The 24,389-nt window shown below is 43.5% G+C and carries 23 protein-coding genes; 7 read left to right on the forward strand and 16 right to left on the reverse strand.

Annotated elements, in window-relative coordinates:
- The first annotated feature begins 7 nt into the window (after positions 1–7).
- The gene (locus tag F6K49_RS03445; RefSeq protein ID WP_293094206.1) at positions 8–1,249 is read left to right on the forward strand and encodes a tetratricopeptide repeat protein; all 1,242 of its coding nucleotides are present in this window, start codon (positions 8–10) and stop codon (positions 1,247–1,249) included.
- A 119-nt stretch (positions 1,250–1,368) separates the two neighbouring features.
- On the opposite strand, the gene F6K49_RS03450 is transcribed toward F6K49_RS03445, so the two are convergent.
- Positions 1,369–2,346: a zinc ABC transporter substrate-binding protein gene (locus F6K49_RS03450; protein WP_293094209.1), complete on the reverse strand. Its 978-nt coding sequence runs from the start codon at positions 2,344–2,346 to the stop codon at positions 1,369–1,371.
- Positions 2,347–2,665: 319 nt separating this feature from the next.
- Here F6K49_RS03450 and F6K49_RS03455 point away from each other — a divergent pair, with 319 nt between their 5' ends.
- Both F6K49_RS03455 and F6K49_RS03460 read left to right on the forward strand, forming a co-directional pair.
- Positions 2,666–3,484, forward strand: a complete 819-nt coding sequence (locus tag F6K49_RS03455; protein WP_293094378.1) for a metal ABC transporter ATP-binding protein — start codon at positions 2,666–2,668, stop codon at positions 3,482–3,484.
- 146 nt (positions 3,485–3,630) lie between these two features.
- Complete coding sequence (locus F6K49_RS03460; RefSeq protein ID WP_293018191.1) at positions 3,631–4,518, forward strand: metal ABC transporter permease; 888 nt, start codon at positions 3,631–3,633, stop codon at positions 4,516–4,518.
- Positions 4,519–4,788: 270 nt separating this feature from the next.
- Here the strand turns inward: F6K49_RS03460 and F6K49_RS03465 are convergent, their stop codons facing one another.
- The 14 genes from F6K49_RS03465 to F6K49_RS03530 form a co-directional block, all read right to left on the reverse strand.
- Entirely contained in the window at positions 4,789–5,340 is a 552-nt protein-coding gene (locus F6K49_RS03465; RefSeq protein ID WP_293094212.1) for a calcium-binding protein, read from the reverse strand.
- 315 nt (positions 5,341–5,655) lie between these two features.
- Positions 5,656–6,990 carry a hypothetical protein gene (locus F6K49_RS03470; RefSeq protein WP_293065703.1) on the reverse strand — a complete coding sequence of 445 codons (1,335 nt, stop codon included), beginning with the start codon at positions 6,988–6,990 and terminating at the stop codon, positions 5,656–5,658.
- Between the two features lie 1,191 nt (positions 6,991–8,181).
- On the reverse strand, positions 8,182–9,333 hold the full coding sequence (locus F6K49_RS03475) for an AZOBR_p60025 family cell surface glycopolymer formation protein (protein WP_366514121.1): 1,152 nt from the start codon (positions 9,331–9,333) through the stop codon (positions 8,182–8,184).
- Between the two features lie 392 nt (positions 9,334–9,725).
- Positions 9,726–10,676, reverse strand: coding sequence for a F0F1 ATP synthase subunit gamma (locus F6K49_RS03480; RefSeq protein WP_070392134.1), 951 nt, complete (start codon positions 10,674–10,676; stop codon positions 9,726–9,728).
- Between the two features lie 292 nt (positions 10,677–10,968).
- Positions 10,969–12,486, reverse strand: a complete 1,518-nt coding sequence (atpA, locus tag F6K49_RS03485) for a F0F1 ATP synthase subunit alpha (RefSeq protein ID WP_075898228.1) — start codon at positions 12,484–12,486, stop codon at positions 10,969–10,971.
- A gap of 194 nt (positions 12,487–12,680) precedes the next feature.
- Positions 12,681–13,235: an ATP synthase F1 subunit delta gene (gene atpH, locus F6K49_RS03490; RefSeq protein WP_293018185.1), complete on the reverse strand. Its 555-nt coding sequence runs from the start codon at positions 13,233–13,235 to the stop codon at positions 12,681–12,683.
- Entirely contained in the window at positions 13,232–13,765 is a 534-nt protein-coding gene (locus F6K49_RS03495) for a F0F1 ATP synthase subunit B (protein ID WP_075898224.1), read from the reverse strand. Before F6K49_RS03495 ends, atpH begins: the two co-directional genes overlap by 4 nt.
- Positions 13,766–13,973: 208 nt before the next feature.
- Complete coding sequence (locus F6K49_RS03500; protein ID WP_293018184.1) at positions 13,974–14,405, reverse strand: F0F1 ATP synthase subunit B'; 432 nt, start codon at positions 14,403–14,405, stop codon at positions 13,974–13,976.
- A 101-nt stretch (positions 14,406–14,506) separates the two neighbouring features.
- Positions 14,507–14,752: an ATP synthase F0 subunit C gene (atpE, locus tag F6K49_RS03505; RefSeq protein WP_070392129.1), complete on the reverse strand. Its 246-nt coding sequence runs from the start codon at positions 14,750–14,752 to the stop codon at positions 14,507–14,509.
- Between the two features lie 132 nt (positions 14,753–14,884).
- A complete protein-coding gene (gene atpB / locus F6K49_RS03510) occupies positions 14,885–15,634 on the reverse strand; it encodes a F0F1 ATP synthase subunit A (protein ID WP_293018183.1) in 750 nt (249 codons plus the stop codon).
- A 76-nt stretch (positions 15,635–15,710) separates the two neighbouring features.
- Positions 15,711–16,064: an ATP synthase subunit I gene (locus tag F6K49_RS03515; protein WP_293018260.1), complete on the reverse strand. Its 354-nt coding sequence runs from the start codon at positions 16,062–16,064 to the stop codon at positions 15,711–15,713.
- Between the two features lie 146 nt (positions 16,065–16,210).
- Positions 16,211–16,645 carry a hypothetical protein gene (locus tag F6K49_RS03520; RefSeq protein WP_293094219.1) on the reverse strand — a complete coding sequence of 145 codons (435 nt, stop codon included), beginning with the start codon at positions 16,643–16,645 and terminating at the stop codon, positions 16,211–16,213.
- Positions 16,642–17,661, reverse strand: a complete 1,020-nt coding sequence (locus F6K49_RS03525) for a hypothetical protein (protein WP_293094223.1) — start codon at positions 17,659–17,661, stop codon at positions 16,642–16,644. The genes F6K49_RS03520 and F6K49_RS03525 overlap by 4 nt, the downstream gene beginning before the upstream one ends.
- 58 nt (positions 17,662–17,719) lie before the next feature.
- Positions 17,720–20,071, reverse strand: a complete 2,352-nt coding sequence (locus F6K49_RS03530; RefSeq protein WP_293094226.1) for a flavin-dependent dehydrogenase — start codon at positions 20,069–20,071, stop codon at positions 17,720–17,722.
- Between the two features lie 159 nt (positions 20,072–20,230).
- Here F6K49_RS03530 and F6K49_RS03535 point away from each other — a divergent pair, with 159 nt between their 5' ends.
- The gene (locus F6K49_RS03535) at positions 20,231–20,485 is read left to right on the forward strand and encodes a hypothetical protein (protein WP_293039139.1); all 255 of its coding nucleotides are present in this window, start codon (positions 20,231–20,233) and stop codon (positions 20,483–20,485) included.
- A gap of 168 nt (positions 20,486–20,653) precedes the next feature.
- Here F6K49_RS03535 and F6K49_RS03540 read toward each other — a convergent pair whose 3' ends face one another.
- On the reverse strand, positions 20,654–22,354 hold the full coding sequence (locus F6K49_RS03540) for an MFS transporter (protein ID WP_293094229.1): 1,701 nt from the start codon (positions 22,352–22,354) through the stop codon (positions 20,654–20,656).
- 219 nt (positions 22,355–22,573) lie between these two features.
- Between F6K49_RS03540 and F6K49_RS03545 the strand changes: the two genes are divergently transcribed.
- From F6K49_RS03545 to F6K49_RS03555, 3 genes are all read left to right on the forward strand, one after another.
- The gene (locus tag F6K49_RS03545) at positions 22,574–23,095 is read left to right on the forward strand and encodes a phosphoribosyltransferase family protein (RefSeq protein ID WP_293018177.1); all 522 of its coding nucleotides are present in this window, start codon (positions 22,574–22,576) and stop codon (positions 23,093–23,095) included.
- A gap of 129 nt (positions 23,096–23,224) precedes the next feature.
- Entirely contained in the window at positions 23,225–23,455 is a 231-nt protein-coding gene (locus F6K49_RS03550) for a hypothetical protein (protein WP_293018176.1), read from the forward strand.
- A gap of 150 nt (positions 23,456–23,605) precedes the next feature.
- Positions 23,606–24,355 (forward strand): hypothetical protein, encoded by a 750-nt coding sequence (locus F6K49_RS03555; protein WP_293094233.1) that lies wholly within the window; start codon positions 23,606–23,608, stop codon positions 24,353–24,355.
- Positions 24,356–24,389 lie beyond the last annotated feature (34 nt).

Below are 24,389 nucleotides of genomic sequence, written 5' to 3' on the forward strand. Positions count from 1 at the left end.
ACTTGTTATGAAAATCAAGCCTAACCTTGCTATTACTTTGGCTACTTTACTGCTATCAGTTGAGGGGGCAATTGCTCAACCTAATTCATCATTTCCTAACGCTACACCACCGACTCCACTACTGTCGAACCAACAACGGGAGGAAGTGGAAAGGTTAATTAATGATCATCTAGAGAAAAGTTACACAATTCGCAATCAGATCCAATCGGAAGTTCATCGAACCTTTGACTGGACGATTAACCTGCTTAACCTTTTAATTACAGTACTAATCGCCATTCCTATTGTTACTAGTCTGGCAGTGCTATTGCTACGTCGTAGCATCATCAACCAATTAGTGTCTGAGACGCAAAAGCAATTCCAAGAAGAAGCTGAACAAAAAATAAAAGAGCAAATTGATGCTGAAGTCACTACGGAATTAAAACGACAAGTTGAAGCTTTTAAGCAGGAGCTGGAAACCCTTAAATCTGATTTTGTTTCTCAACTCCAGCATCTAGTTGTGGCTGCTCAACATGAGAAAGAGCAGATTTTTAACGAAATTTCTCGAATTACTCCGTCGATTATCCAAGAAGAATTTGTTGCTCCAGAAGTCCAACAAAAACTGGAAGAGCTAACTAAACAGCTGGAGTCGTTAAAGTCTGCTAATCCCCAGCTTTATTTAACGGTTGATGACTATATCAATCAAGGGCATGCTCTCTGGATTGAAAATCGCTATGAAGATGCGATCGCATCCTATGAAAAAGCGCTTCAGCTCCAGCCAGATTCCGATGTGGCTTGGTCAGGAAAAGGCCAAGCCCTGCAGAGATTAAAGCGATATGAAGAATCTCTCGCTGCCCATGCCGAGGCCATTAAAATTAATCCGAACAACTTTAGGAGTTGGTTTGGACAAGGTTATACTCTCAGATACATGGAACAGTATGAAAAAGCACTGATTTCCTATGATCAGGTTATTCAGCTCAACTCAGATTTTCATCATGCTTGGAACCATAGAGCCTATGCCTTGATCAAACTTGGTCGCTATCAAGAAGCCTGGGACAGTTTGGAAAGAGTACGGCAGGTAAAATCAAATTCATCTAATCTTTACTACAACGAAGCTTGTTATTATGCCTTAAACGGTGAGATTGACTCAGCAATTGCCAGTTTAGAACAAGCGATGAGTTTGAATGATAGACTTAAGTCTATCATTAATATTGATGCGGATTTTGACATGATTAAAGACGAGCAACGGTTGCAAGACCTAATTAATCCATAAATCTGACCATGGTATTTATATTTTCGTCTACCTTTGCTAGAATCTAGAGAGCAGGGAGCTAAATTATTAAAAACTAAAACAAGTTTATGGAAAGTAGTAAACTGCATTAGTAAACTACATTAGTAAACTGGATTAAACGTTTGATAGTTCCCTCCTAATGCTTCCACAACTGTGTGAGTATTAGTGATTAACATTTTGATGTAAGTATCAGCTTCACTACCTGGTACACCTAAGGAATCAGAGTATAATTCTTGTGGGGCTAACTTCACTCCAGCTTCCTGAGCTACAGTGTTGATCAAAGCTGGGTTGATCGTGGTTTCAGCAAAAATCGCCGGAACCCCAATTTTTTTGATAGCCTCTGCCAAACCCTTGACAGTCTGAGCACTGGGTTGTTCCTCAGTACTCATGCCAATTAAGCTTCCAGCTACTGGTATCCCATAGGCACTAGCATAATATTGAAAAGCATCATGAGTTGTGACTAGGTAGCGGTGCTTCTGAGGAATAGTTTGAATCTGCTGGATAATCCAAGCATCAAGCTTTTTCAATTCAGCAGTTAGCTGTGCTGCATTCTTGGTAAATTCTTCCTTGTCCTCCGGTGAGAGTTCAATCAACTGATCCCGAATGGCATTCACCATTGCGATCGCATTTTTAGCATCTCCCCAAACATGAGGATCCGGTTCCTTCTTTCCTTCGTATTCAAAATCCAAGGGTGACACCACTTCCCCAACCGCAAAGCTCTTGATGTTAACCCCAGCAGACTTAATCAGCTTAATTAGTGCTGGTTCCAGATTGTAGCCATTGTATAAAATCAGATTAGCTTGTTCCAACGCAATAGTATCTGCTGGGACTGGCTCATAGACATGGGGATCTGCTCCGGGTTTTAGGATACCCGTCAGTTCAATTTCATCTCCTCCTACTTGTTTCGTCCAGTCGGTAAGGATAGTGCTAGTGGTAACTACATTGGGCTTATCATCGCCATCAATACCACTCTGGTTTGTTCCGGTGGTATCACACCCACTGATCCAGACTCCTAAAATGATTACTACTGTCAGCCACCATTGGCGCTTTCTACTGTAGGACTGAGTAATTATTCTCAACCGCTTTGCTCCAATTCAAAATTATCAATTCAAAATTCAAAAATACCCCACGAAGGAATTCAGGGGATTGAAACAGCGATCCAGCCCGGTCTTGGGGGTTCCCCCCATGAGCGACTGGCGTTCCACAGGACTTACAAGGTGCGGACGCAGGTAACCCACACAGACCCATGCGCCATGAGCAACTGGCGTGGAAACCGCCTCATGAAGGCGCTACATGCCTAAGAAACTGGGTTTGCAGCATAAGTCTTATCATATTCTTTTCATTGTTCATGGTAAACTATTTTCATATTTGTTTCATTTTTTGTTTCCGGAACCCTCTATGCCAGATGCTGCCTCGGTTCATCACCTTGCTTCTCCTAAGAGGAAACACCAAGCTGGATATACCCATGTGTCCCAGACAGGAACCATTACCCTGAGGCAACTGGGTGTACACTACCGCCTAGTAGAAGCACTCAGGGATATCAACTGTGAGATCAAACCAGGACGATTAACCGGAATTATTGGTCCGAATGGTGCAGGGAAAAGTACTTTGATGAAAGCCATGCTGGGGTTAGTTCCCACTGCCACGGGCTTTGCTATGTATCAGGGAAAACCCTTGATCGAACAGTTAGAAAATGTGGCTTATATGCCACAGCGGACGCAAATTGACTGGACTTATCCCGCCACTGTCTGGGATGTTGTGCTAATGGGTAGAGTCCGGAAAACAGGATGGTTTCGTCGCTTTTCCACGGTATCCCGGCGGATCGCAGCGGATGCCATCGAACAAGTTGGCATGAGTGATTACCGCAATCGTCCGATTGGACAGCTATCGGGAGGACAGCAGCAGCGCGTCTTTCTGGCTAAAGCATTAGCTGAACAAGCAGATATATTCTGTTTTGATGAACCGATGGCTGGTATTGACAAAAAAACTGAAGCTGTAATTTTTACTATCCTCCATCAACTCGCCGATGCCGGAAAAATTGTGCTAGTCGTTCACCATGATTTGGGAGAAGCGATCAGGAATTTTGATGATTTGATTTTGTTGAATCGGGAGTTAATTGCTAGTGGCTCTAGGCAAGAGGTATTGAGTGCAGCTAATATGCAACAGGCTTATGGTGGTCAAGTCGTTTTTTGGTTAGATCCAGTTGCTGTAAAGTGAAAGAAGGCAAAAGCCATGCATGCTAAAGCTGATTTATGATAGCACAAAAAAATATTACTATTGCTCTTTTATACTGTTCCCTGTTCCCTGTTCCCTGTTCCCTTTTACCATCAATCTTATGTTGACATCTCACCTAAAAATGCTATATGTTAGAGGTTTTAATTGAGCCGTTGCACTATGGGTTTATGCAGCGATCGCTAATTACTGCGGTATTAGTGGGCATCGTTTGTGCCGCAGTTGGTAGCTACCTCATGGTACAGCGACTTGCCTTACTCGGAGATGCTATCAGTCATTCTGTACTACCGGGATTAGCGATCGCATTTATGATCGGTGCTGACATTTTTGTAGGAGCGTTTATTGCTGGGGTGGTTAGCACTGTCGTGATTACTTGGATCCGGACGCGATCGCAAATTAAAGAAGATGCCGCCATGGGGATTGTGTTTTCCGCTTTCTTTGCCCTAGGCATCACCTTAATTACCGTGATTCAGAAAGATAACAAAATTGACCTCAATCACTTCCTATTCGGTAATATTCTGAGTGTCACCAATGAAGAAGTGATCAATACAGCCATTATCACCGCGATTGTACTATCAATTATTCTCCTGCTGTACAAAGAATTAATGTATTATACCTTTGATCCCTTAGGGGCAAAAGCAGCAGGTTTACCAACCAACTTGCTAAACTTTGGTCTGATGATTTTGATTGCCTTGACCATTGTCGCTAGCCTCAAAGGAGTTGGAGTGATCTTGGTGCTAGCGATGTTAATCACACCAGGAGCAACAGCTTACTTATTAGTCCATCGGTTACACCAGATGATGATTTTGGGTTCAGCCCTTGGGGTAGTAGCTAGTATTACTGGTATGTACCTGAGTTATTTTTTTAATCTGCCTTCTGGACCAGCAATTGTTTTAGTAGCTTTTGGTTTATTTATGCTGGCATTTTTATTTAGTCCCAGTCAGGGAGTTTTAACTCATCCAAATACTCAGTTAGGACAATCACAAATTTGGCAGGAAATTAAGAGGTTGTGGCGTTGATATATGGTATGGGATTGTGGTTCGCGCACGGCCAAAAAGGAAGGCAGTTATGGTGAAGGAAGGGAGTAAGATTTAATCGGAGATGGTTTTTTCTTACTAATTATCTGGACATAATATCATTCATTGGTGAAAATCGCAACAAGGGAAAGAAGAGGAATATCACCTAATTATACTTCGGTGATCTTCCTCTCCTCATCTAACAATAATTCTGCAAAAAAATGATTTTATGCTCCGGCAAGCTTTGCTCTACCGCAGGCTTACAGAAAAACCCTAGTAGACAAACACCTCATTGAAATTGTCGTAGAGAGTACTAGCTTGAGTCGAACTCACCACAGCCAGGAGGTCTCCGCCGCTAAAGATTTCAGCACCATCCTGACCATCAACGATGCTCAGATGATAAGGATTGGCAACATCAAAGGTAGTTAGACCAAGCTGGAAGTTGTTGACGGTATCATATCCATTGCCGGTGTCGAGGACAATTCGATCCTCACCACCCCCTAGCCACAGGGTGTCGTAACCACTGCCACTGCGAATGTAATCATCGCCAGAGCCAGAATAGATGACGTCATTACCAGAACCACCATAGATTACATTATCACCCTCACTGCCGAAGATGGTATCGTTACCGCTACCACCGCTAATCAGATCCCGCTCTGAACCACCAAAGATTTCGTCATTGCCACTACCGCCGAAAAGGGAATTAACTCCCTCACTACCAAAGATCCTGTCATTGCCAGCCAAACCGTCAATGCGATCATTTTCGACAGTGCCAAACAGGTTATCATTGCCTGCTGTTCCCGTGATAATATTGATAGAATTCATTGATGTTTCCTCCTTAATAAGGAATCCTCAGTTGCTATGTAACCCACACCTCGGTTGTATCTGAAGTTACATCTGAGGTGGTGTCTGAGGCTGTATCTAAAAACTGCTGTGTTTTTCAGCCTCCAATAGTTAATCAAACTAAATTTGCCTTTTTTCTACAAAACGCCCGATTTTTGTAATATTTTTTAACAAAAGCCCTGGGCAGACCAACCCTGATCAAAAATGCGCCTGAGTTCACTCAGACGCACTATGCTAATTAAAAAATGATTTTATACTCGGGTAAGCTTTGCTCCACCGCAGGCTTGCAGAAAAACCCTAGACAAACACCTGATCGAGATTGTCGTTGAGAGTGCTAGCTTGAGTCGAACTCACCACAGCCAAGAGGTTTCCGCCGCTCGAGATTTCGGCACCATTATTACCATCAACGATGCTCAGCTGATTAGGATTGGCAACATCAAAGGTAGTTAGACCAAGCTGGAAGTTATTGATAGTATCAAAGCCATTGCCGGTTTCGAGGACAATTAGATCATCACCACCCCCTAGGAAAAGGGTGTCGTTACCAGTACCACTATTAATGAAATCATTGCCAGAGCCAGAATAGATGATGTCATCACCAGAACCACCAAAGATTTCATTATTACCCTCACTGGCGAAAATGGTATCGTTACCGCTACCACCGCGAATCACATCCAGCTGTGAACCACCGTAGATCAGGTCATTACCATCACCGCCGAGAAGGGTATTAATTCCCTCACTACCAAAGATTGTGTCATTGCCAGCCAAACCCTCAATCTGATCGTTTTCGACAGTGCCGAACAGGGTATCATCGTTTGATGTTCCTGAAATCAGAGTGTCATCAATATCTAAGTTGATGTTGAGATCAATCAAGCCTGTGCTGGACGAAAAGCCATCAACAGCAATTTGGTAGGTTGTACCAGCGGTAACGGTAAATACAACTTGGCTTTGCAAACCAGAGGTATCATCATTACTGGCAATCTCTGTTAAGCTGTTAACTGCTGAACCAGTGTAGACTGCTAGGCTAGTGTCGTAGTTACTCCCAAAAGTATCAATGGTCACGATACCATCAGCGGCAGCTGTCCAAGACCACCAACCAGAATTTAACGGGCTGCTAATGCCTGCATGATCCGGCTCACCTGGCTCCCCAGTGAAACCCAGACTATTGCCTGTAGTACTAACTGATGTACGGTTTAACGATATCCGGTCGGCAAAGTTATCATTAGAAACGATTGATGCTCCCTCATCTAAGTTGATGTTGAGATCAATCAAGCCTGTGTTGGACGAAAAGCCATCAACAGCAATTTGGTAGGTTGTACCAGCGGTAACGGTAAATTGAACTGCGCTTTGAAAACTCATGCCATTATCATCATTACTGGCAATTTCAGTTAAGCTGTTAACTGCTGAACCGGTATAGACTGCTAGGCTAGTGTCGTAGTCACTCCCAAAAGTATCAATGGTCGCGATACCATCAGCGGCAGCTGTCCAAGACCACCAAGCAGAATTTAACGGGCTGCTAACTTCTGCATGATCCGGCTCACCTGGCTCCCCAGTGAAACTCACGTTAGTGCCTGTGGTACTAACTGGTGTACCGTTTAAGGATATCCGGTCGGCAAAGTTATCATTAGAAACCATTGATGTTCCCTCCTTAATTAATTAATTAATCGTAAGTTGCTATGTAATGCACACCTGGGTAGTATCTGAGGTTGTATCTGAAAACTACAGTGGTTTTCAGCCTCTAATGGTTAATCAAGTTAAATTTTCCCTTTTTATGAAAAAAGGTAAGCATTCAGCTCAGGCCAGGGCTGATATATAGTCAGCGTAGATGCGCCTAGGGCGTTAGCTGATGGCTGAATGTTTGAATTTGAATGTTTGAATTTATAGATTCATAATAAGCGAAAAAATTGCTATTGATTATAAAATCAGCATAATTCTACGTATCGATTAGTTAAAGATGTTGTGAAATAAATTTACTTCACTTAGAGAATTTATAAAAAGCTTTAATTGGATGATAATTCATGTCCTTTAAAGCATTTAAAGCGTTTGGCAATTCGGTCAGGTACAAATTCTTGGGTTTTAGGGAGCAGGGAGCAGGTAAGAGTTCAGAGGGCAAAAGGAAAAAATCCTGTGTACCTGAGGTGAGACCCGTGGCGAATTTAATTATTAATGGTTCGAGCACATATGAGAGTTATTCAAAATGCTGTGGTTGCTGGTTTTTAGGAATCATAAATTAAGACTTATAATTTATGATTAACTACAAATAAATAATTACAAATTACTAATTTTATGAGATATCAAATGTGGGCTATTATCCTTCGATAAATCCTTGCAGCTCTTATTCCAAATCCTGTCCAGAAACTATCTGGTAATCTCAATGGTCTTTTGTAATCTGTCCACAGTGATCACATTGACAGTGGTTATGAAAGCAAAATCTATCCCTTTTGCCTCTTTCCTCTTGCCTTTTGCCTTGTCAACACCCACGGTTTATGAGACTTATGCAAGAGGTCTAATATATAATTACAGCGCGATGAAAGAAGCTATCTAAGTAAGTTTTTTTCTTTGTTGGAGTTTTCTTTAAACAATTTCCGTCAGCTGTCAGCCGTCAGCTTAACATAAACCTGTTTAGGGATAATTTAATGTTGATAGATTAATGAAAATGTAAGCATATGCGCTACGCGAAAGCTACTTGATGTGCCGTAAGCTGTCACTCCTCAGCAGACTTAACTCAGATTAAACTAATGCTTACCTCTTTTCTTAAAAACCTATTCGCGTAGCGTGGGCGTAGCGCATTAGCTGATAGCTGATAGCTTACGAATTTCCGCTGTTTCACGAATGGGCAAGTAAATAGGTGATGCTTGCCAAGCTGGCACCAGCCATGACGATATTTTTTAAATAGCTTAAATAGGGTTTTGAGTAACTGCTGCTGAGTAATAATAAGAAATAGATATCTAGGTATACACGAGAATAATCTAAATAATACCCTAAGATAGTCATGCTAGTCATTGAAAATAGCACAGCATAAATAATTGCACTGATTAGGATAACTTTGTTTTCCCGCAGGGACTGACTGGCTAGCAGTATAGTAACTACAAAAGCTGCTATTAATAAGGCAAATGAATAAGCTTCAAACAGGTTTTTTCCCCCTAGTCCCCCTGTGAGACTATTAATCAGCTTTTGACCTATGCCAAATAGGGGGTAGCCAAAATTTTCACTACCTTCTAGATTCTCTTGAGCCTCTAGATGATAGAAAACATAGATAGCCCACCCAGCTACTGGTATCCAAGCCCATAATAGATGTTGCAGCTGCCGACCTTTGCGCTCCCATATACTAGTTAATAAAATTGCCAACCACATTAATAGCATTGTCTCCCGTGTCAGACAAGCAGCTGCGATGGCTATTGCTGTGTAAATCGGTTTTTCATTGCGATAAAAATAGATAGCTGTTACGAGCAGCAAGCTACTGATTAAATCAGCTGTTGAAAGGGATAAAACCATCCAAACTCCTGGTATAGAAAGAACCAGGAGTGAGTGCCAAGTTCTACCACTATATCGTTTGAAATATAAACTACTCACAAATACTATGAGAATAATAGCTAGACAGTTAATCCCAACCATTGCGTAGGGAATTAGCTGGGGATTCCCAAAACCTAATAGATAACCTAGCAGTGGATAAAGAATTCTTCTGTAGCGATATTGCGGAGGAGTAATGGCTTCTATTGTCCCTGAGTTTTCTAACCATGGATCGAGGGCAATACTCAGAAACTGTTGACCATCATATCCCTGCTCTCCCTGATAAATCAATACTTGATCACTATTGAGATAAGGAGAAATAGGAAATAGTGACCCAATTCTGAAAAAGCCAGTAATGTTCCCTTCAAATTTTACAAAATAAAAGAAACTTACTATAACTAATACTAAAATAGCAGCCAATATTGTATGCCTAATCTCAATAGGCTGCCGATTCCATAATTGTTTCATGACCTAATATCATTTTCGGTTGAACACTTATAATTAGTAGATAATAGGGAACAGGTAACAGGCAACAGGGAACAGGTAACAGGCGATGATAAGGGAGATTACCTACAAGAAGGAAGCTCAGTTTTTTGATAACTGATTATATAGCTTTTCTTGCATTTATGAGGTACGCTTCTCAACCTCAAAGTCCCCCTTTTTAAGGGGGATTTAGGGGGATCGCTTTGTACCTCATAGCTATAATAATTGCTATAGTAATATGATATAACCCGATATTCCCTTTCTTAACAAACACTATAATTGCTGATAAAATTAGCAAAAATTAAAAATGCGCCTGGTTAATTCCAGACGCAGGTAATCTTTGCAGCTGATGATAAAAAAAATTAAATGAAATGAAATTAACCGAGTGCTTCAGCACCACCCACAACTTCCAGAATTTCCTGGGTAATTGCGGCTTGCCGTGCCTTGTTGTAGGTTAGGGTTAGTTTACCAGTCAGTTCCGAAGCATTATCACTAGCATTACTCATTGCTGTCATCCGACAAGCCAGTTCACTAGCTGCTGACTCTTGTAATGCCCGTAGTAACTGGTTATTTAGATATAAAGGCAACAGGGCATCCAGAATTTGGACAGGGTCTTGTTCAAAGATCATGTCACGGGGGAAAGTCTCGGTACTTGTCCTTGTGACTACCTCCCGCTCCACCTTGAACTCACCACCTTTAGTTGTCAATCTGAAGATCTCATCATCCTGTGATTCTAGTCCCTTAGCTGTTAGGGGTAGCAGGGTTTGAACCGCAGGTCGAGAACTAATCAATGAGACGAATTTGGTGTATATCAACTCCACCCGGTCTACGGTTTCAGACAGAAACAGGGAGAGGAGTTGGTCAGCAATCATAGATGCTTCTGATGCTGTGGGAATCTGTTCTAAACCGGTGTACTTGGCATCAATTGGCTGGTCGCGGCGCTCGAAGTACTGAATAGCTTTTCGTCCAACTAGCACATATTTGTAGCCAACCCCTTTCTCCTGTAGTTCCTTTGCACGGTTTTCGGCACGCTTGATCACGTTAGTATTGTAACCGCCACATAGTCCTCTATCCCCTGAAACCACGAGCAAGCCTACATTCTTGATTTCCCGTTCTTTTAGTAGGGGCAGATTGGCATCTTCAAACTGCATCCGGTTTTGCAAACCGTAGAGAACTTGTGTTAAGCGGTCAGCAAAGGGACGGGTGGCAGTTACCTGTTGTTGAGCACGACGTACCTTAGCCGCAGCCACAAGGCGCATCGCTTCGGTGATTTTCCGGGTATTTTTGACTGACTTAATGCGATCGCGAATATCTTTTAGATTAGGCATAATCTGTTCAAGGATGAAGGATGAAGGTTGTCTCGGGTTGAAGGTTGTCTGGTTGAAGGTTGAAGGTTGAAGGTTGTCTCGGGTTGAAGGTTGTCTGGTTGTTCGCCTTTGGCGTTCGGTGTAGGCTAGGTTGACTGTGTTTTAGAGAACCTGCAACCTACTAACCTGCAACTTACTAACCTGCAACCTGCAACGGAAACTAACCTGCAACCTGCAACCTACTAACCTGCAACCTACTAACCTGCAACCTGCAACGGAAACTAACCTGCAACCGAAACTAATCTTTAACCTGTTAAGCGGAGACTAGGAAGGTCTGTTTGTATTCTGCGATCGCTTCCTTTAGAATGCTTTCGGCTTCATCAGTGAGCTTCTTCTCCTTTTTGATGATCTCAACGTACTCTGGCTTGCTGGTTTTCAAGTACTCCCGCAGTCCCTGAGTAAAAGTTGTCACCTTATCAGTAGGCACATCATCTAGATAGCCATTGAGTCCAGCGTAAACGATTGCCACTTGCTCAAACACAGCTAGGGGGGAATTCTGAGGTTGCTTCAACACTTCCCGTAAACGCTGACCCCGAGCCAACTGAGCTTGGGTAGCGGCATCCAAGTCGGAGGCAAACTGAGCAAAAGCTTGCAAGTCGTCAAACTGGGCTAGTTCTAGCTTCAACTTACCAGCCACTTTCTTCATGGCCTTGGTTTGGGCCGCAGAACCTACCCGTGACACTGAGATACCAGGGTTAATCGCTGGTCTGACACCAGAGTTAAATAGGTCAGAGGAGAGGAAGATTTGACCATCAGTAATAGAAATTACATTAGTCGGGATGTAAGCTGATACGTCACCAGCCTGAGTTTCAATAATAGGCAGTGCGGTCATACTACCACCACCTAGTTCATCATTCAGTTTTGCTGCCCGTTCCAACAACCGGGAGTGGACGTAGAACACATCTCCTGGATAAGCTTCCCGTCCTGGTGGACGGCGCAGCAGTAGGGACATCTGGCGATAGGCTTGAGCTTGCTTAGACAAGTCATCATAAATCACTAGGGTTGCCTTACCGTTGTACATAAAGTACTCGGCAATCGAGGCACCAGTGTAGGGAGCCAAGAACTGTAGAGTAGCTGGGTCATTGGCGTTCGCTGCCACGATCACAGTGTAGTCTAATGCTCCTTTTTCCTGGAGGGTATTCACCACTTGGGCTACCGTAGATGCCTTCTGACCAATAGCAACATAGACACAAATTACATCTTCCTGTTTCTGGTTGATGATTGTGTCTACAGCAATAGCAGTTTTCCCGGTTTGTCGGTCACCGATAATCAACTCCCGCTGACCGCGTCCAACGGGAATCATAGCGTCAATAGCGGTGATTCCCGTTTGCATGGGTTCACAAACTGAACGCCGCGCAATAATCCCTGGAGCCATGGATTCCACCAGACGGGATTCAGTGCTTTGAATGTCCCCCTTACCATCAATGGGACGACCCAAGCCATCAACTACCCGACCAATCAGTGCCTCTCCGACGGGTACCTGAGCAATTTTACCAGTAGCAGTAACCGAGCTACCTTCCTGGATATTTAAACCATCCCCCATCAGCACTGCACCCACATTGTCCTGTTCTAAGTTCTGGGCAATGCCAACGGTGCCATCTTCAAACTCCAGCAGTTCCCCAGCCATGCACTTTTCCAAGCCATAAATCCGGGCAATACCATCACCAACTTGCAAAACCGTTCCAACGTTGGAAACCGCAAAACCTTGGTTATATCCTTGAATTTGCTGCCGAATAATGCTGCTAATTTCGTCTGGTCTAATGCTAATCATGATGTGTTTTTATCGTTAACTAACTAATTGTTTACTGTTAACTATTAACTGTTTACTGTTGACTGTTGACTGTTCAAGGTTATGTCCCAAGGGGTTAATCTTTAACCAACTAACCTACCCTAAAAGGTAAGCCTCAGAGAACCAACTAACTTACCCTACACCGACTACGGGGCGAACAACCAACGTGACGTACTTCAACTGGTCAGAGCCATACCGATGCGACGGAGTTGTCCTTTTAGACTGGCATCAAATATCTCAGACCCGACTTTAATGATCACACCACCAATTACATCCGGGTCAATTTTTGTATCCAGTTCTACCTGATTGGCTCCCGTGAGGGACTTAACTTTCTCACGAACTGATTCTTGCTGAGCTTCAGAAAGTTCTATTGCTGAACTCACCTCAGCCAAAACAGTTTGATCTAACTCTCTGAGAAGTTCTTGGTACTTCAGGCAAATGCCTTCCAAAAACGCAATGCGCCCACGGTCTACTAGAATCCTCAAAAAATTCATGGTGTAGGGGTGAAGTTGGTCCCCAGCAATTTGTTGCAAGACCCCGATTTTATCCTCAGCTCTGACCACAGGAGAGCCTAAAAACTCCTGCAATTGTGGCGATTCTTTCAAAAGACTCAGCAGAGTATCTACATCCTCACTCAGTTTGCCTTTGAGTTCGTTATCGGACTTAGCCAAATCGAGCAACGCTTCTGCATAAGGTTCGAGTACTTGGCCACTCAAAAAACCACCTTTCATGAGCCACCTCCCAACAGAGCGATGTTGCGGTCAATTAATTGTTGTTGAGCGGAGTTATCTAATGTCTCTCTTAGTTGGGAATCAACCTTAGCCATTGCCATAGTAGCAACTCGCTGGCGTAGTTCGGCCATGGCTCGTTCCCTCTCCGAGTTCAAATCCTGAACTGCTGATTCTTTCATCCGTTCAATCTCTTGAGCCGAAGCGGCCAAAATTGCCTCTTTAGCTGCTTTAGCATTAACTTCTGCTGCAGCACGAATGTTTTCTGCCTCGACTTGGGCTTGAGCTAACTTCTGCTGTTGATCTGCTAAGGCTTCGGCTCCTTGTCTTTGACGAGCTTCTACTTCTTTAATCGCCTGTTCAATTTTTGAGCGTCGCTCACTCAAAATGTTTCCCACTAATTTGCTTCCGAAGTAGTAGAGTACTCCCAACAAAATACTCAGGTTGATTAGGTTGGTTTCAAGAATATTAAAGTTTAATCCAAAACCACCTTCTCCATGAGCTTCTGTTGCCAATAATACTAAATTCCCCATCATATCCGTTTACAATTGTTTTGAACGCATAATCTTGCTAAGCTATGACCTGTCCACCTACTCTCAAGATAATTATCTCAAGACAATTATTTCAAGACAATTATCTCAAGATAATTAATAGTTTGAAATAGTTTGACAGTACTCCCACATCGCCAATCTCTTAGGAGTTTTAGTAAATATATGGGTCAGGCGGTCAAGACGCCACCATTTATCTTACTAACGCTGGCCCTAACAATTTTTCTAAAATTTGGCCAGATAGATCATCCACTTGTTGTTCGAGGGAAGCCATTGCTTGCTGTTTTTGTTGATCAATCTCTTCTTGAGCTTTTGCTCGTTCAGCCTGAGCTTCTTGTTGGGCTTCAGCGATCGCTTGAGCTGCCATTTTTCTGGCATCTTCTTGAGCAGAAGCGATCACAGCTTGAGACTGCTTCCGGGCTTGACCCAACTGTTCTTCATACTCTTTAGCCATTTCTTCGGCTTTAGACAAGCGTTTTTTGGCATCAGATTCCTGATTCCGGATGTATTCGTCACGCTCATCCAGCGTTTTTGTCAGTGGCTTATAGAATATGGTATTTAATACAACTGTCAAAACCAGAAACTGCAATGCCATCAGAGGCAGAGTAGCATCAAAATCAAACATTTTTTACAAATCCCAAATCGGAATAAAACCGAACAATTCACCTTATCAGACCTACCATGTAGAGACGTTGCCTGCAACGTCTCTACATAAAGTATCAGGTTCTAAGAAAATGGGTTAGCAAACAGCAGTACCAGAGAAATTACCAGACCATAGATAGTCAGGGATTCCATGAATGCCAAGGTTAACAGGAGAGTACCGCGAATTTTTCCTTCAGCTTCCGGCTGACGAGCAATACCTTCTACAGCTTGACCAGCAGCATTTCCTTGACCGATACCAGGGCCGATAGCAGCTAAACCGACAGCGAGAGCAGCAGCGACAACTGAAGCAGCAGCAATGATTGGATCCATGATGATTTTTCTTATCCGTGAGTAAAGAACAAAATAGAGAGCTACTAGTCAGAAGGATTCTCCGAAGGAGTGATCAATTCCAACTATTCCTAATTTAAGGCTACCGTGCCATTCCCATCATAAGGTTATCCCTTAATGTTCTTCGCCTTCGACTTCTATTGCCTCGTGAATGTAGGCAGCTGCCAAGGTAGCGAAGACCAGGGCTTGAATTGCACTGGTAAATAGACCTAGCGCCATAATTGGCAACGGGATAAACAGAGGCACTAGCAGCACCAACACGGCTACTACCAGTTCATCTGCCAGAATATTGCCAAATAAACGGAAGCTTAGGGAGAGGGGTTTGGTGAAGTCTTCTAAAATCTTGATCGGCAAGAGGATTGGTATTGGCTGAATATAGCCAGCGAAGTAACCTAAACCCTTCTTGCTCAAACCAGCGTAAAAATACGCCAAGGATGTTAGTAAGGCTAAGGCAACGGTGGTATTGATGTCATTGGTAGGAGCCGCCAGCTCACCGGATGGGAGCTCGATAATACTCCAAGGAATGAGGGCTCCTGACCAGTTTGACACGAAGATAAACAAAAACAGTGTACCGATAAAAGGTACCCAAGGGCGATATTCTTTTTCCCCCAGCTGGTTTTTCGCTAAATCCCTCAAAAATTCTAGGGCGTACTCCATCAAATTTTGGATACCGCCAGGAACCATTTGGACATTTCGAGTTGCCGCAAGGGAAGCTACTACCAGAATAGCAATCACTACCCAGGAGGTGAGAAAAACCTGACCGTGTAATGTTAAATTGCCAATCCGCCAATAAAAGTGTTCACCAACTTCTAAGGAAGCAAGGGGTAAAGAATTCAGAACGTTTAAAGAATTTATCATTTCCATTCTGGAGATTTACCCAGATTTCTGTCAAGGGTGAAACGTCTGTTTATCCTACCAAGAAATCCGACTTAAATAAATCTTACTTAGAGGTAGGATTTAGTAGGCTTTGCAGGATATAGACGATAATTGCGGCTTTGTACGTCAGAAACCCTAAAAATATAGGAAGTATTTGTAATTTTTGCCATTGACTGGCTACTACAATTATCCCAATAAAAACCGCAAACCGAGCCATGCTCGGACGCCTATTTTGTTGGCTTAGCCGCTCTACGTCTTTAGCCAACATTCTCAAGTAAACCATACCAGTACACGCCCCGATCAAATAATTTAAGGCAATGTTGAGGGAGTAAACCAGCCACACACAGATGAAAATAATCCCTGTCGCGACTAGGGTGACCAACAACAGAGTTTGTTTGAGTTGGTAATACTCCTGCATTGACGAACTCGTTGAAGGGGACAAGTAACTTGTTTGCGTGTTTTCCTCCATGGTCAATGGTTTCTCAAGAGGGTCATCTGACAAGTTCACCGGTAGCAGCAAATGCTAGTCCAGTCATCTGGCTTGTTTTCACAAACCAGAGGTAATCATATCATGGGAAAGGTCACAATACTTAACAAATCTGGTAGAAAAATAACTAATTCCTCGGAAGTGCGGTATAAGTAAGGGTTTCGGCTGACAGGGTGATGATAAATGGGGCAAGGGATGGGTGCATGTAACCCATAGGTAGCGACTACACAAACTAAGCTTGCAGACTTAGGCTCACCACATCCATGATTTTCTGTGAGTCCTTGAGGTCCGCACTTGGTGTGTATAGCTCCACCCTTGAGGGGGCAGGGGGCTAGTGCTAGACGGTGATTGACTGACTTTACTCCTAAAACCCTTGATTTTAGATAGGCAGCGGTGGAGCGGTAGCTAAACCCAACATTGGCAATGGTTTTGTTGGGTTTCGCTATTGAGATCCTGATGCGTTCGCGTAGCGGCTCGTACCGAGCATCACGTTTAACGGAAGGATATCTCATTTGGCATCCTTCTTAAGAAGTATCTCGCAACTAGTGAGAGGCAATAAAGGTACCACCCAACAAAAATATTGGTTAAATATCACTGAATTGAACTGAATAAATACGGACATGGTCAGCAAAGCACTAGTATAGATGCCAATTTGTCGCTTCATGGCACTCAGAAATACTAGACTCATTACCAACACCATTGGCAACTTCGCTTTGATACCAACGAAATCAGGATTTGACAATGTAATTAATCCATCTAAGGAAGGAGCATTAACATGTCCGTCTGGATTTCTAGTGGCTGAAAATAGAATCGATTTAAAGAACCCTTCTGCATTCCATAAAATAAATGGCAGGGAGGTGATCCCAGGGATAACAAGTATTAACAATAAAGCGATGAAGGTATCCTTGACAGGATTATCCTCTGATGATTGCCAAGCCCAAATCAGATAAAGTGGTAGTAAAAAGATAGCAATTTGTTTAATCGCTAAAGACAAGCTAAACATCAAGAAAGCTGTGGACTTGTGTTTCGGCAGTAACATCAGGGAAAGAATCAGAAAAAATATGGCTAGGAAATCTAAGTTAGCGTCGATACTCACATAAAGCGTCCATCGGTTCAGTAACCATAATAAAGCAGCAAACCAGCCAAAAATAAATAGGTTATGGTTATACAAATGATAGAAAATTAAACCAGCAATCCCGATATTAACCATTAAAAATATCGGTCGCCATAGGGAAATCCAGTCTGAATAGTCTTGGAATCCTAATAATTGAGTTAATGCTGAAAGCCAATAAAAAAGGGGGAAATAGGTAGCATACTTCTGATTTTCTCTCATATTTCCCGATAAGACTCTAGCGTAGGGATTTTCCCCCGATAAAATTCGCTTCCCTTCTACCCAGCTATAGTAAATATCGTGTCCCTCAGTGTTATAGTTCCAAACTTGCAAAAGTTTGACATTAATGACAACACCGACAACAGCGATTAAAATTAGACAGATAATTACTAAACTCTTTCTTTTACTCATCATCATTTTAATTCTTGGTTATTCGTTAATTAACCATTAACGAATAACCTTCAATGATAAGTATTCAATCGAACTTGAGCTCACGGTTTACTTTTTCAGGACGCCCCATCCCAGCTGTGATGGCATAACTTTGAGCCAACAACTGTAACCAAAGCCGTGGAGAACGCTTTTCAAGCCAGGGCTGTAACCGTCGAACTAGACTGGGAAACCAACCTTTGAGCAACCCGCTGACCAAGGCATTGCTAGTAAAACTTAAGTAACTGCCTACCCAAAGCAAGAAATCCTTAGCACCAGCCATTTCCAAAATCCAGGGGATGAGGGCAGGGTTTCGCCGAGCTGCTTTGAGTGCCAGTCGATTAAAGGTTAACCAACTGAAACGGTCTTTAATAAACGTATCTGGTACCTCCGGTGGTTCATCTGCCAACAACCCAAAAAAGGTATTGAGCATGGCGTTAATCCGTTGGGGTGGTAGATGACGACCTGTTGGTACCATCATCCCCTGGGAAAAGAGCCAGGTCACAGCAATATTACTTTGATAGGCGCGAATTTGATTTAAATCCTTAACACTCAAAAGATTGTGCCGCAAGGCAGTGTCCAAGAGATCGGTTAAGCGATAGAGGTTACGCACTAAGGAACCGAAGCCAGTGAACACCAAGGGGGACTGAAGGGAAGCAGCATCACCAATGGCAACCAGTCGGTCAAAGGCCACAATGCGATCGCGACTTCCCACCGTAAAATGTCCGGGAATATACCCAAAGGTTGGCTTCTTCCACACCAACTTTTCTATATCACATCGGCGGTACTCCGGTAAGATAGTAAAGAAATCTTCATACATTTCTAATAAAGAGCCGGGATTCTCAGGATGTATCTGATGGTAATGGAACAAATAAATTGTCAATTCCTCACCTGCACCAGGGAACAACTCCCAAATCAGCTGACGTCCCCGGGAAATATCCCCATGACTATTGAGAACATCACCATAATCGGGATCCCACACCTGAGGCTCAAAGCCCTCAATCACAGCCCCCACCGTAGGACAGACACTATTAAACGCCCTACCCCCATTGAGTTGCCAAGCAATTGGTGAAGCCGTTCCCATGGCATCCACCAACAGACGACCACTCACTTGTCGGTGAGATTTAGTCGGTAAGTGTTGCACTTCCACCACAACTTCCTCTGGGGTGATAGTTGCTTGGATAAACTCTGTCTCATCCCAGATTTCTCCCCCAGCACTCTTTAGCTTTTTCCCACACAGTTGCAAAAATTTGGCAGAATCAATGGCGATATTGAGCACCCTTGGCGTGTGCAATATCGCTGCTTTCAAGTGGGGTGGGTTGTTGCTATCAAAGAACTTATTAAATCCATCAACGTATTCCCTAGCAATAATCCCTTCAAACTCAGTTGGGGTAAATAAACCCAAATCAATCAGGCTTTGAAACTCATCCCGTGAAATATTCCATTCCCGGTTCATCCGCCCAAAGGTTAACCGCTCAATCAGCAATACCCGATAACCCCGCTGCGCCATTGTTGCAGCATGGATCACTCCCAAGGCACCACCGATGTAGATTACGTCGTACTTAGAGGTTGAAGGTTCAAGGTTAGTCGGTTGTTCGCGTAGCGTGGCCTTTTGGCCAAGGTTAGAAGGTTGAAGGTTAGATGGTTGAAGGTTAGTGGGTTGTTCGCGTAGCGTGGCCTTTTGGCCAAGGTTAGTGGGTTGTTCGCGTAGCGTGGCCTTTTGGCCAACCTTCAACTGTTGGGAACCTTCAACCTGCAACTGGCCAACCTTCAACTGTTGGGAACCTTCAACCTGCAACTGGCCAACCTTCAACTGTTGGGAACCTTCAACCTGCAACTGGCCAACCTTCAACTGTTGGGAACTTTCAACCTTCAACCCCTTAAACACTACCTGCTTGGGCTGCTGGGGGTTACGAACCCCCTCACGCCAGCGCTTTTCCCACCAATAAACTCGATTAAGGTCATATTCTCCTCTAGGCATTTTCCGGAAAAAGTGCACAGTCTGAGGATAATAGGGTGCTAATGCTTCAAAGATGGATTGCTCAGATAACTCTACATCCGGTGGTTCTGGATAGTGGTAGGGGAATTGGTCCCGAAGACTTTGGGTCAGCTGTCTTAGAATTAGGTTTTCGCCGCTCAGGGGCTTTTCGGACCAACGAAAGGCTTTGAGGTAGGTGGTTCGCTGCACGGACCACACAAAAATCGAGATTTCTGGAATCAAAGAAACTACAACTGTAGTCTTGTGATTAGAATTCTCATCAGGAGTAGTCTCCCATTGCAGACGGATACCATCCGGCGTGATTATCTTATCCCCGAGCTTAGGCTGCCATTCCTGTTGCAACCAGTGGCAGACACTCTTTGTGTCTGGTGTAGGGATTTCTACGTACAGAATCTCTTTCATAGGGGTTATGTGATCATAAATGTCATTAAGAGGAGAGACGGAGGTAATCAGTGCTGAAAATACGCTAAGCTTCCAAGTATCGACTTGTTTAATATTCGTAAAAATACTTTACATTGATTTCAGTTTAGTTATAGTCAAGGGTGCCCTTGTTTGTTAGGTATGAATTATCCCATTCCAGCCAGTCCACAAGAAATAGTCGCCCTACGTCAACAACCGGTTGATGAAGAACTGGTGGTAGTGGCGATTGCTGGTGTCATTCACATTGCCCGTCAAGAGGGACAGTCCCTTGACGATTTAACTGCCGAAGTCTTAGCAGAAGACGATTGGCTTGATCACTCACAAAGAGTATTACTCAATGACCTCGTTGTCCAAGCCTGGGAGAGTCTGCCTGAATTGGAATGGCAGGCGTCTTAAACTCAAGCCAAGATGGTGATCGTAATTGCTACGACTCAAGCTATAACGCATCTACCTTTTTGATCATTGATTGCCATTGATTGGCAAATTAACCCCAGGCTGACCCATTCCTATTTTTAGAAAACTACTCCTGAGTCAAACTAGATCTTCAACAGAACCGATCAATTCCTATTCCCCTTGCCTAGTAGCTTGATCACGCTCTCGTAGCTGCAAGAGAATTTGGGCATGAAATTCCTTGGTGATGGGATAGAAGTAAGCGAGTGCTATACCACCAATCAAGAATAGGGTTGGCAATGGTCCAATAGCGATACGGATGGCTAGCAGTGCGGAATCGGGTTGGGTGGGGACTGGTTGCCCAGCAGTAGATGAGATGAATCCTGACCACTCTAGGACAATACCGACTAAAAACAGTCCTAGGGCTAAACCAAGTTTTTGCAGCAAAACCATGAAGCCATAAAATATCCCTTCCCGACGCTGACCTGTGGTCAATTCATCAAGTTCAATCACATCGGGCACCATGGACCAGGGGATCAGATAAGCCACAGAAACCCCAAAACCAGCCATAACAGCTAAACAGTACATTAAGGCCACTTGACCAGGTTGTAGCAAAAATAGACCAACTTGAGCGATAACCCAGATACTAGTGCCCATAAAGTAAGCGGTTTTTTTGCCCAATCGCTCACTGATCATCTTCCAGAAAAACAGCATTAATAACGCAGTACCTTGAACCGCAAGGGCGACTAAGGGAAAGGTAGACTCGGGCAATCCCATCCAATTGACTACGAAGTAAAGCAGGATAGAACCGATTAACTGGACACCTAACCAGGAACACAGGTAAATACCAATCACATATAGAAAAGGCTGGTTACTGAATACAATCCGCAGTTGCTCAAAAAAAGATAAGGAGGCTGAAGTGTCAGCTTCAGAGCGCTCTGTGAAAGCAGAGCTATCTTTCAGGTGGGGTTCTGGGGTAGAAAATATCAGAGTTATACCAAAGACGGTAATTAGTAAACCAAGAAGACTGAGAAAGATACCAGTGATATCAGGGTTGCTAGTGGCACCCAATAATTGGGCAGTCACTGGGATAATCCGGGCAATGCCATAGAAAAATGATAGGGGTCCAATTAGGGTGAGCAGAGTTCCTACAGTCTTTTTCTGCTGAGTTCCCAATATAGGCTGTGCACCTCGTTCTTGGATGCGCAGCACACACCACAATATCGGCACCACCGCCAGCAAGGTGGTGACTAACCCTAGCACTAGATATTGCTGACCACTATCACCGGCATAGGCACTAAAAATTAATCCGCCTAGAACTAAGGTTAGGATGCTGCCACCGATGGAAAAGGTAAAGCGAAAGCTGTTGAGGCTAGTGCGTTCGTTGTAGTCTTGGGTGAGTTCTGGAGTTAGGGCGGTGTAGGGTAGGTTAACTGCAGTGTAGGCAATGTTGAACAGAATAGCAATCAGAAGGTAGTAGCTAAACAGCAACCAGTTATTGATAGTATTGTTATGACTGAAGTGGGGGACAATCCACTGTAAGAAAAACAGAACACCAAACGGAATTGCCCCAAAGAGCATCCAGGGAATGCGACGCCCCCAACTAGAACGAGTGCGATCGCTCATAATCCCAACCATGGGATCATTGATGGCATCGGAAACTTTGCCAATCATCAGAATGCTCCCTGCCAAACCCGCTGGTAAACCAGCCACATTGGTTAAAAATGGCAGGAGGTAAAAGACTAAGAGATTGGCGGTCATGGCTGGACCCATATCTCCAGCACCATAAGCTAGTTTGGTGGTAAAGTTAAGCTTTTCGAGTCCACCGGAGACTTGGGCAGGATTACTGGCATCAGAACTAGAAACATCACTCATAACCGATAAGATAATTTAGCTAGGCAATGTGGTGATCGGGATTTTTTGAGTAAAACGAATCACTCATAAGCCATTTCTAACATTAGACTTCTTGTATAAGTAGGGAAATTCCGAACTTGGGAAATTCGGAACAACCGCTGGTAATGGTCGAATAGTTTTCGAATTTTGCTAATGGTCGATTCCCTGAACAATACCTAACCAATATCAATTGCGCGAACTATGTCAGAACTTTACGTCTCCTGGTCAGAGTACTATGAAAAAATCGAACGGCTAGCTGTCAAACTCTATCAAGCCGATTGGGATTTCAACCAGATTGTCTGTATTGCTAAGGGAGGATTACGGGTTGGTGATATCCTCTGCCGCATTTACAATCAGCCCTTAGGGATTCTGTCTGCTGCTTCCTATACCGGACCAGACAATCGGATCCGAGGACCGATTACGTTTTCGAGCCACCTGGCAATGACAACGGCAAAATTAGGTAATCGGATCCTGTTGGTGGATGATTTAGTGGATTCTGGTATTAGTCTACGAGAGGGGATTAAATGGCTTTATAGTCATTATGGTACAGAAATTGAGGAGATTCGTACTGCTGTAATCTGGTATAAAGCCTGTTCTGGGATTGCTCCTGATTACTATGTGGATTATTTGCCAGATAATCCTTGGATTCATCAGCCTTTTGAACCTTATGAGTCCATGAGTCCAGCTGATTTGGCTCAAACCTATTTAGTTAGAGAAGTGTGATCCGATCAGCACAGAGGGAGCAGAGGAACCAGAGGGGGCACAGAAATAATAGTTGAAAGTAACCTAGGACTGAACAGAAGTGATATAATATCGAGACTCGACTACCTTGCTCTACTCAAGCTAGCAGAATTGGAGATTTTCCCAGTAAATGCGATCGCTTTCTGGGGGGAAAGACTGGATAGTTTGGAAATTCTGATCCTAGAGGCAAGTGAGTACGATTTCGCTTTTCGCAGCACCCCAAGGGGCAATCCCATGGGGAATTGTGATTGCGGAAGTGTGATTGACTTAGCTATGACTCATAGCCCTCAAAATGCAATTTTAGGGCTATACAAAGGCAGAGGCTTAATTTGGCTTGCCTAAGGCTAGGCTAGCCATAAAAATTTATGGCTTCTGACTCAATCGTGCCGAATTGGCATCAGACTATTGGGTAGGCTATCACTGGATAGAGAGGTGACAAGCCATAATCTGATCTACGTAAATACTGTAAAAAAATACCTAGAACAAATGGAAATGTCAACAGTAGAACAAACAGAACAAACGGAAATGTCCACAAACCCTGAACCCGAAAATAAGAAAGAAAATAAGAAAGGGTTACGAGGAACCCCAGCCCAAGCTACAACTCGCCTGCTGCTACACTTGTGGGATCTAGGGGGATCAAAGCAGGAAGTGAAAAGAAAAGACTTAAGTGACACAGTGAAACTGAATAATGAGAGGTCTGGTGATTATACTGACATCTTTAAAACATTGGAAACAGATGGGACGATCAAGAAAACAAAAAAAGCCCGAATCGAGTATGTGTTTTTGACAGAGCAAGGCTTGGAAGTGCTAGACGCTGGCATCAAAAGCGCTGATTTTGAGTTTGATGGTAGTCTGGTCAGAGCCAAGGATGTCAAGGCTGTTCTAAATTGGATTAGAGAGAGAAGCTCAGTGGCTAAGGTCGTTGAGGCAGGCGCTGATGCTGGGAAAACTGGGGAAAATGCGATCGCTTCTTATGAAACCTTTGAGTCGGTGGTCTTGGAGGTGTATGACAAGCTAAATCAGGACTATAACCTTGATGATCTCGTACCGATTTATCGGATTAGACGGGAAATTGGAGATAGTGTCAGTCGTTCCCAGTTTAATGAGTGGTTGTTGGAAATGCAAGCTAACGAGATTTTACAACTCCAAGGTGGTAGCTTACCGGATAGCGATCCATCCAAAATTGAAGATTCCATCACCACAGAACTAAGTGGATTACGCTGCTATGCTAAGCGGCTATAATCCTAGGCTGCCCTGGTTATTGTAATAAATCTCT

This window comes from Moorena sp. SIO3I6, from assembly GCF_010672095.1.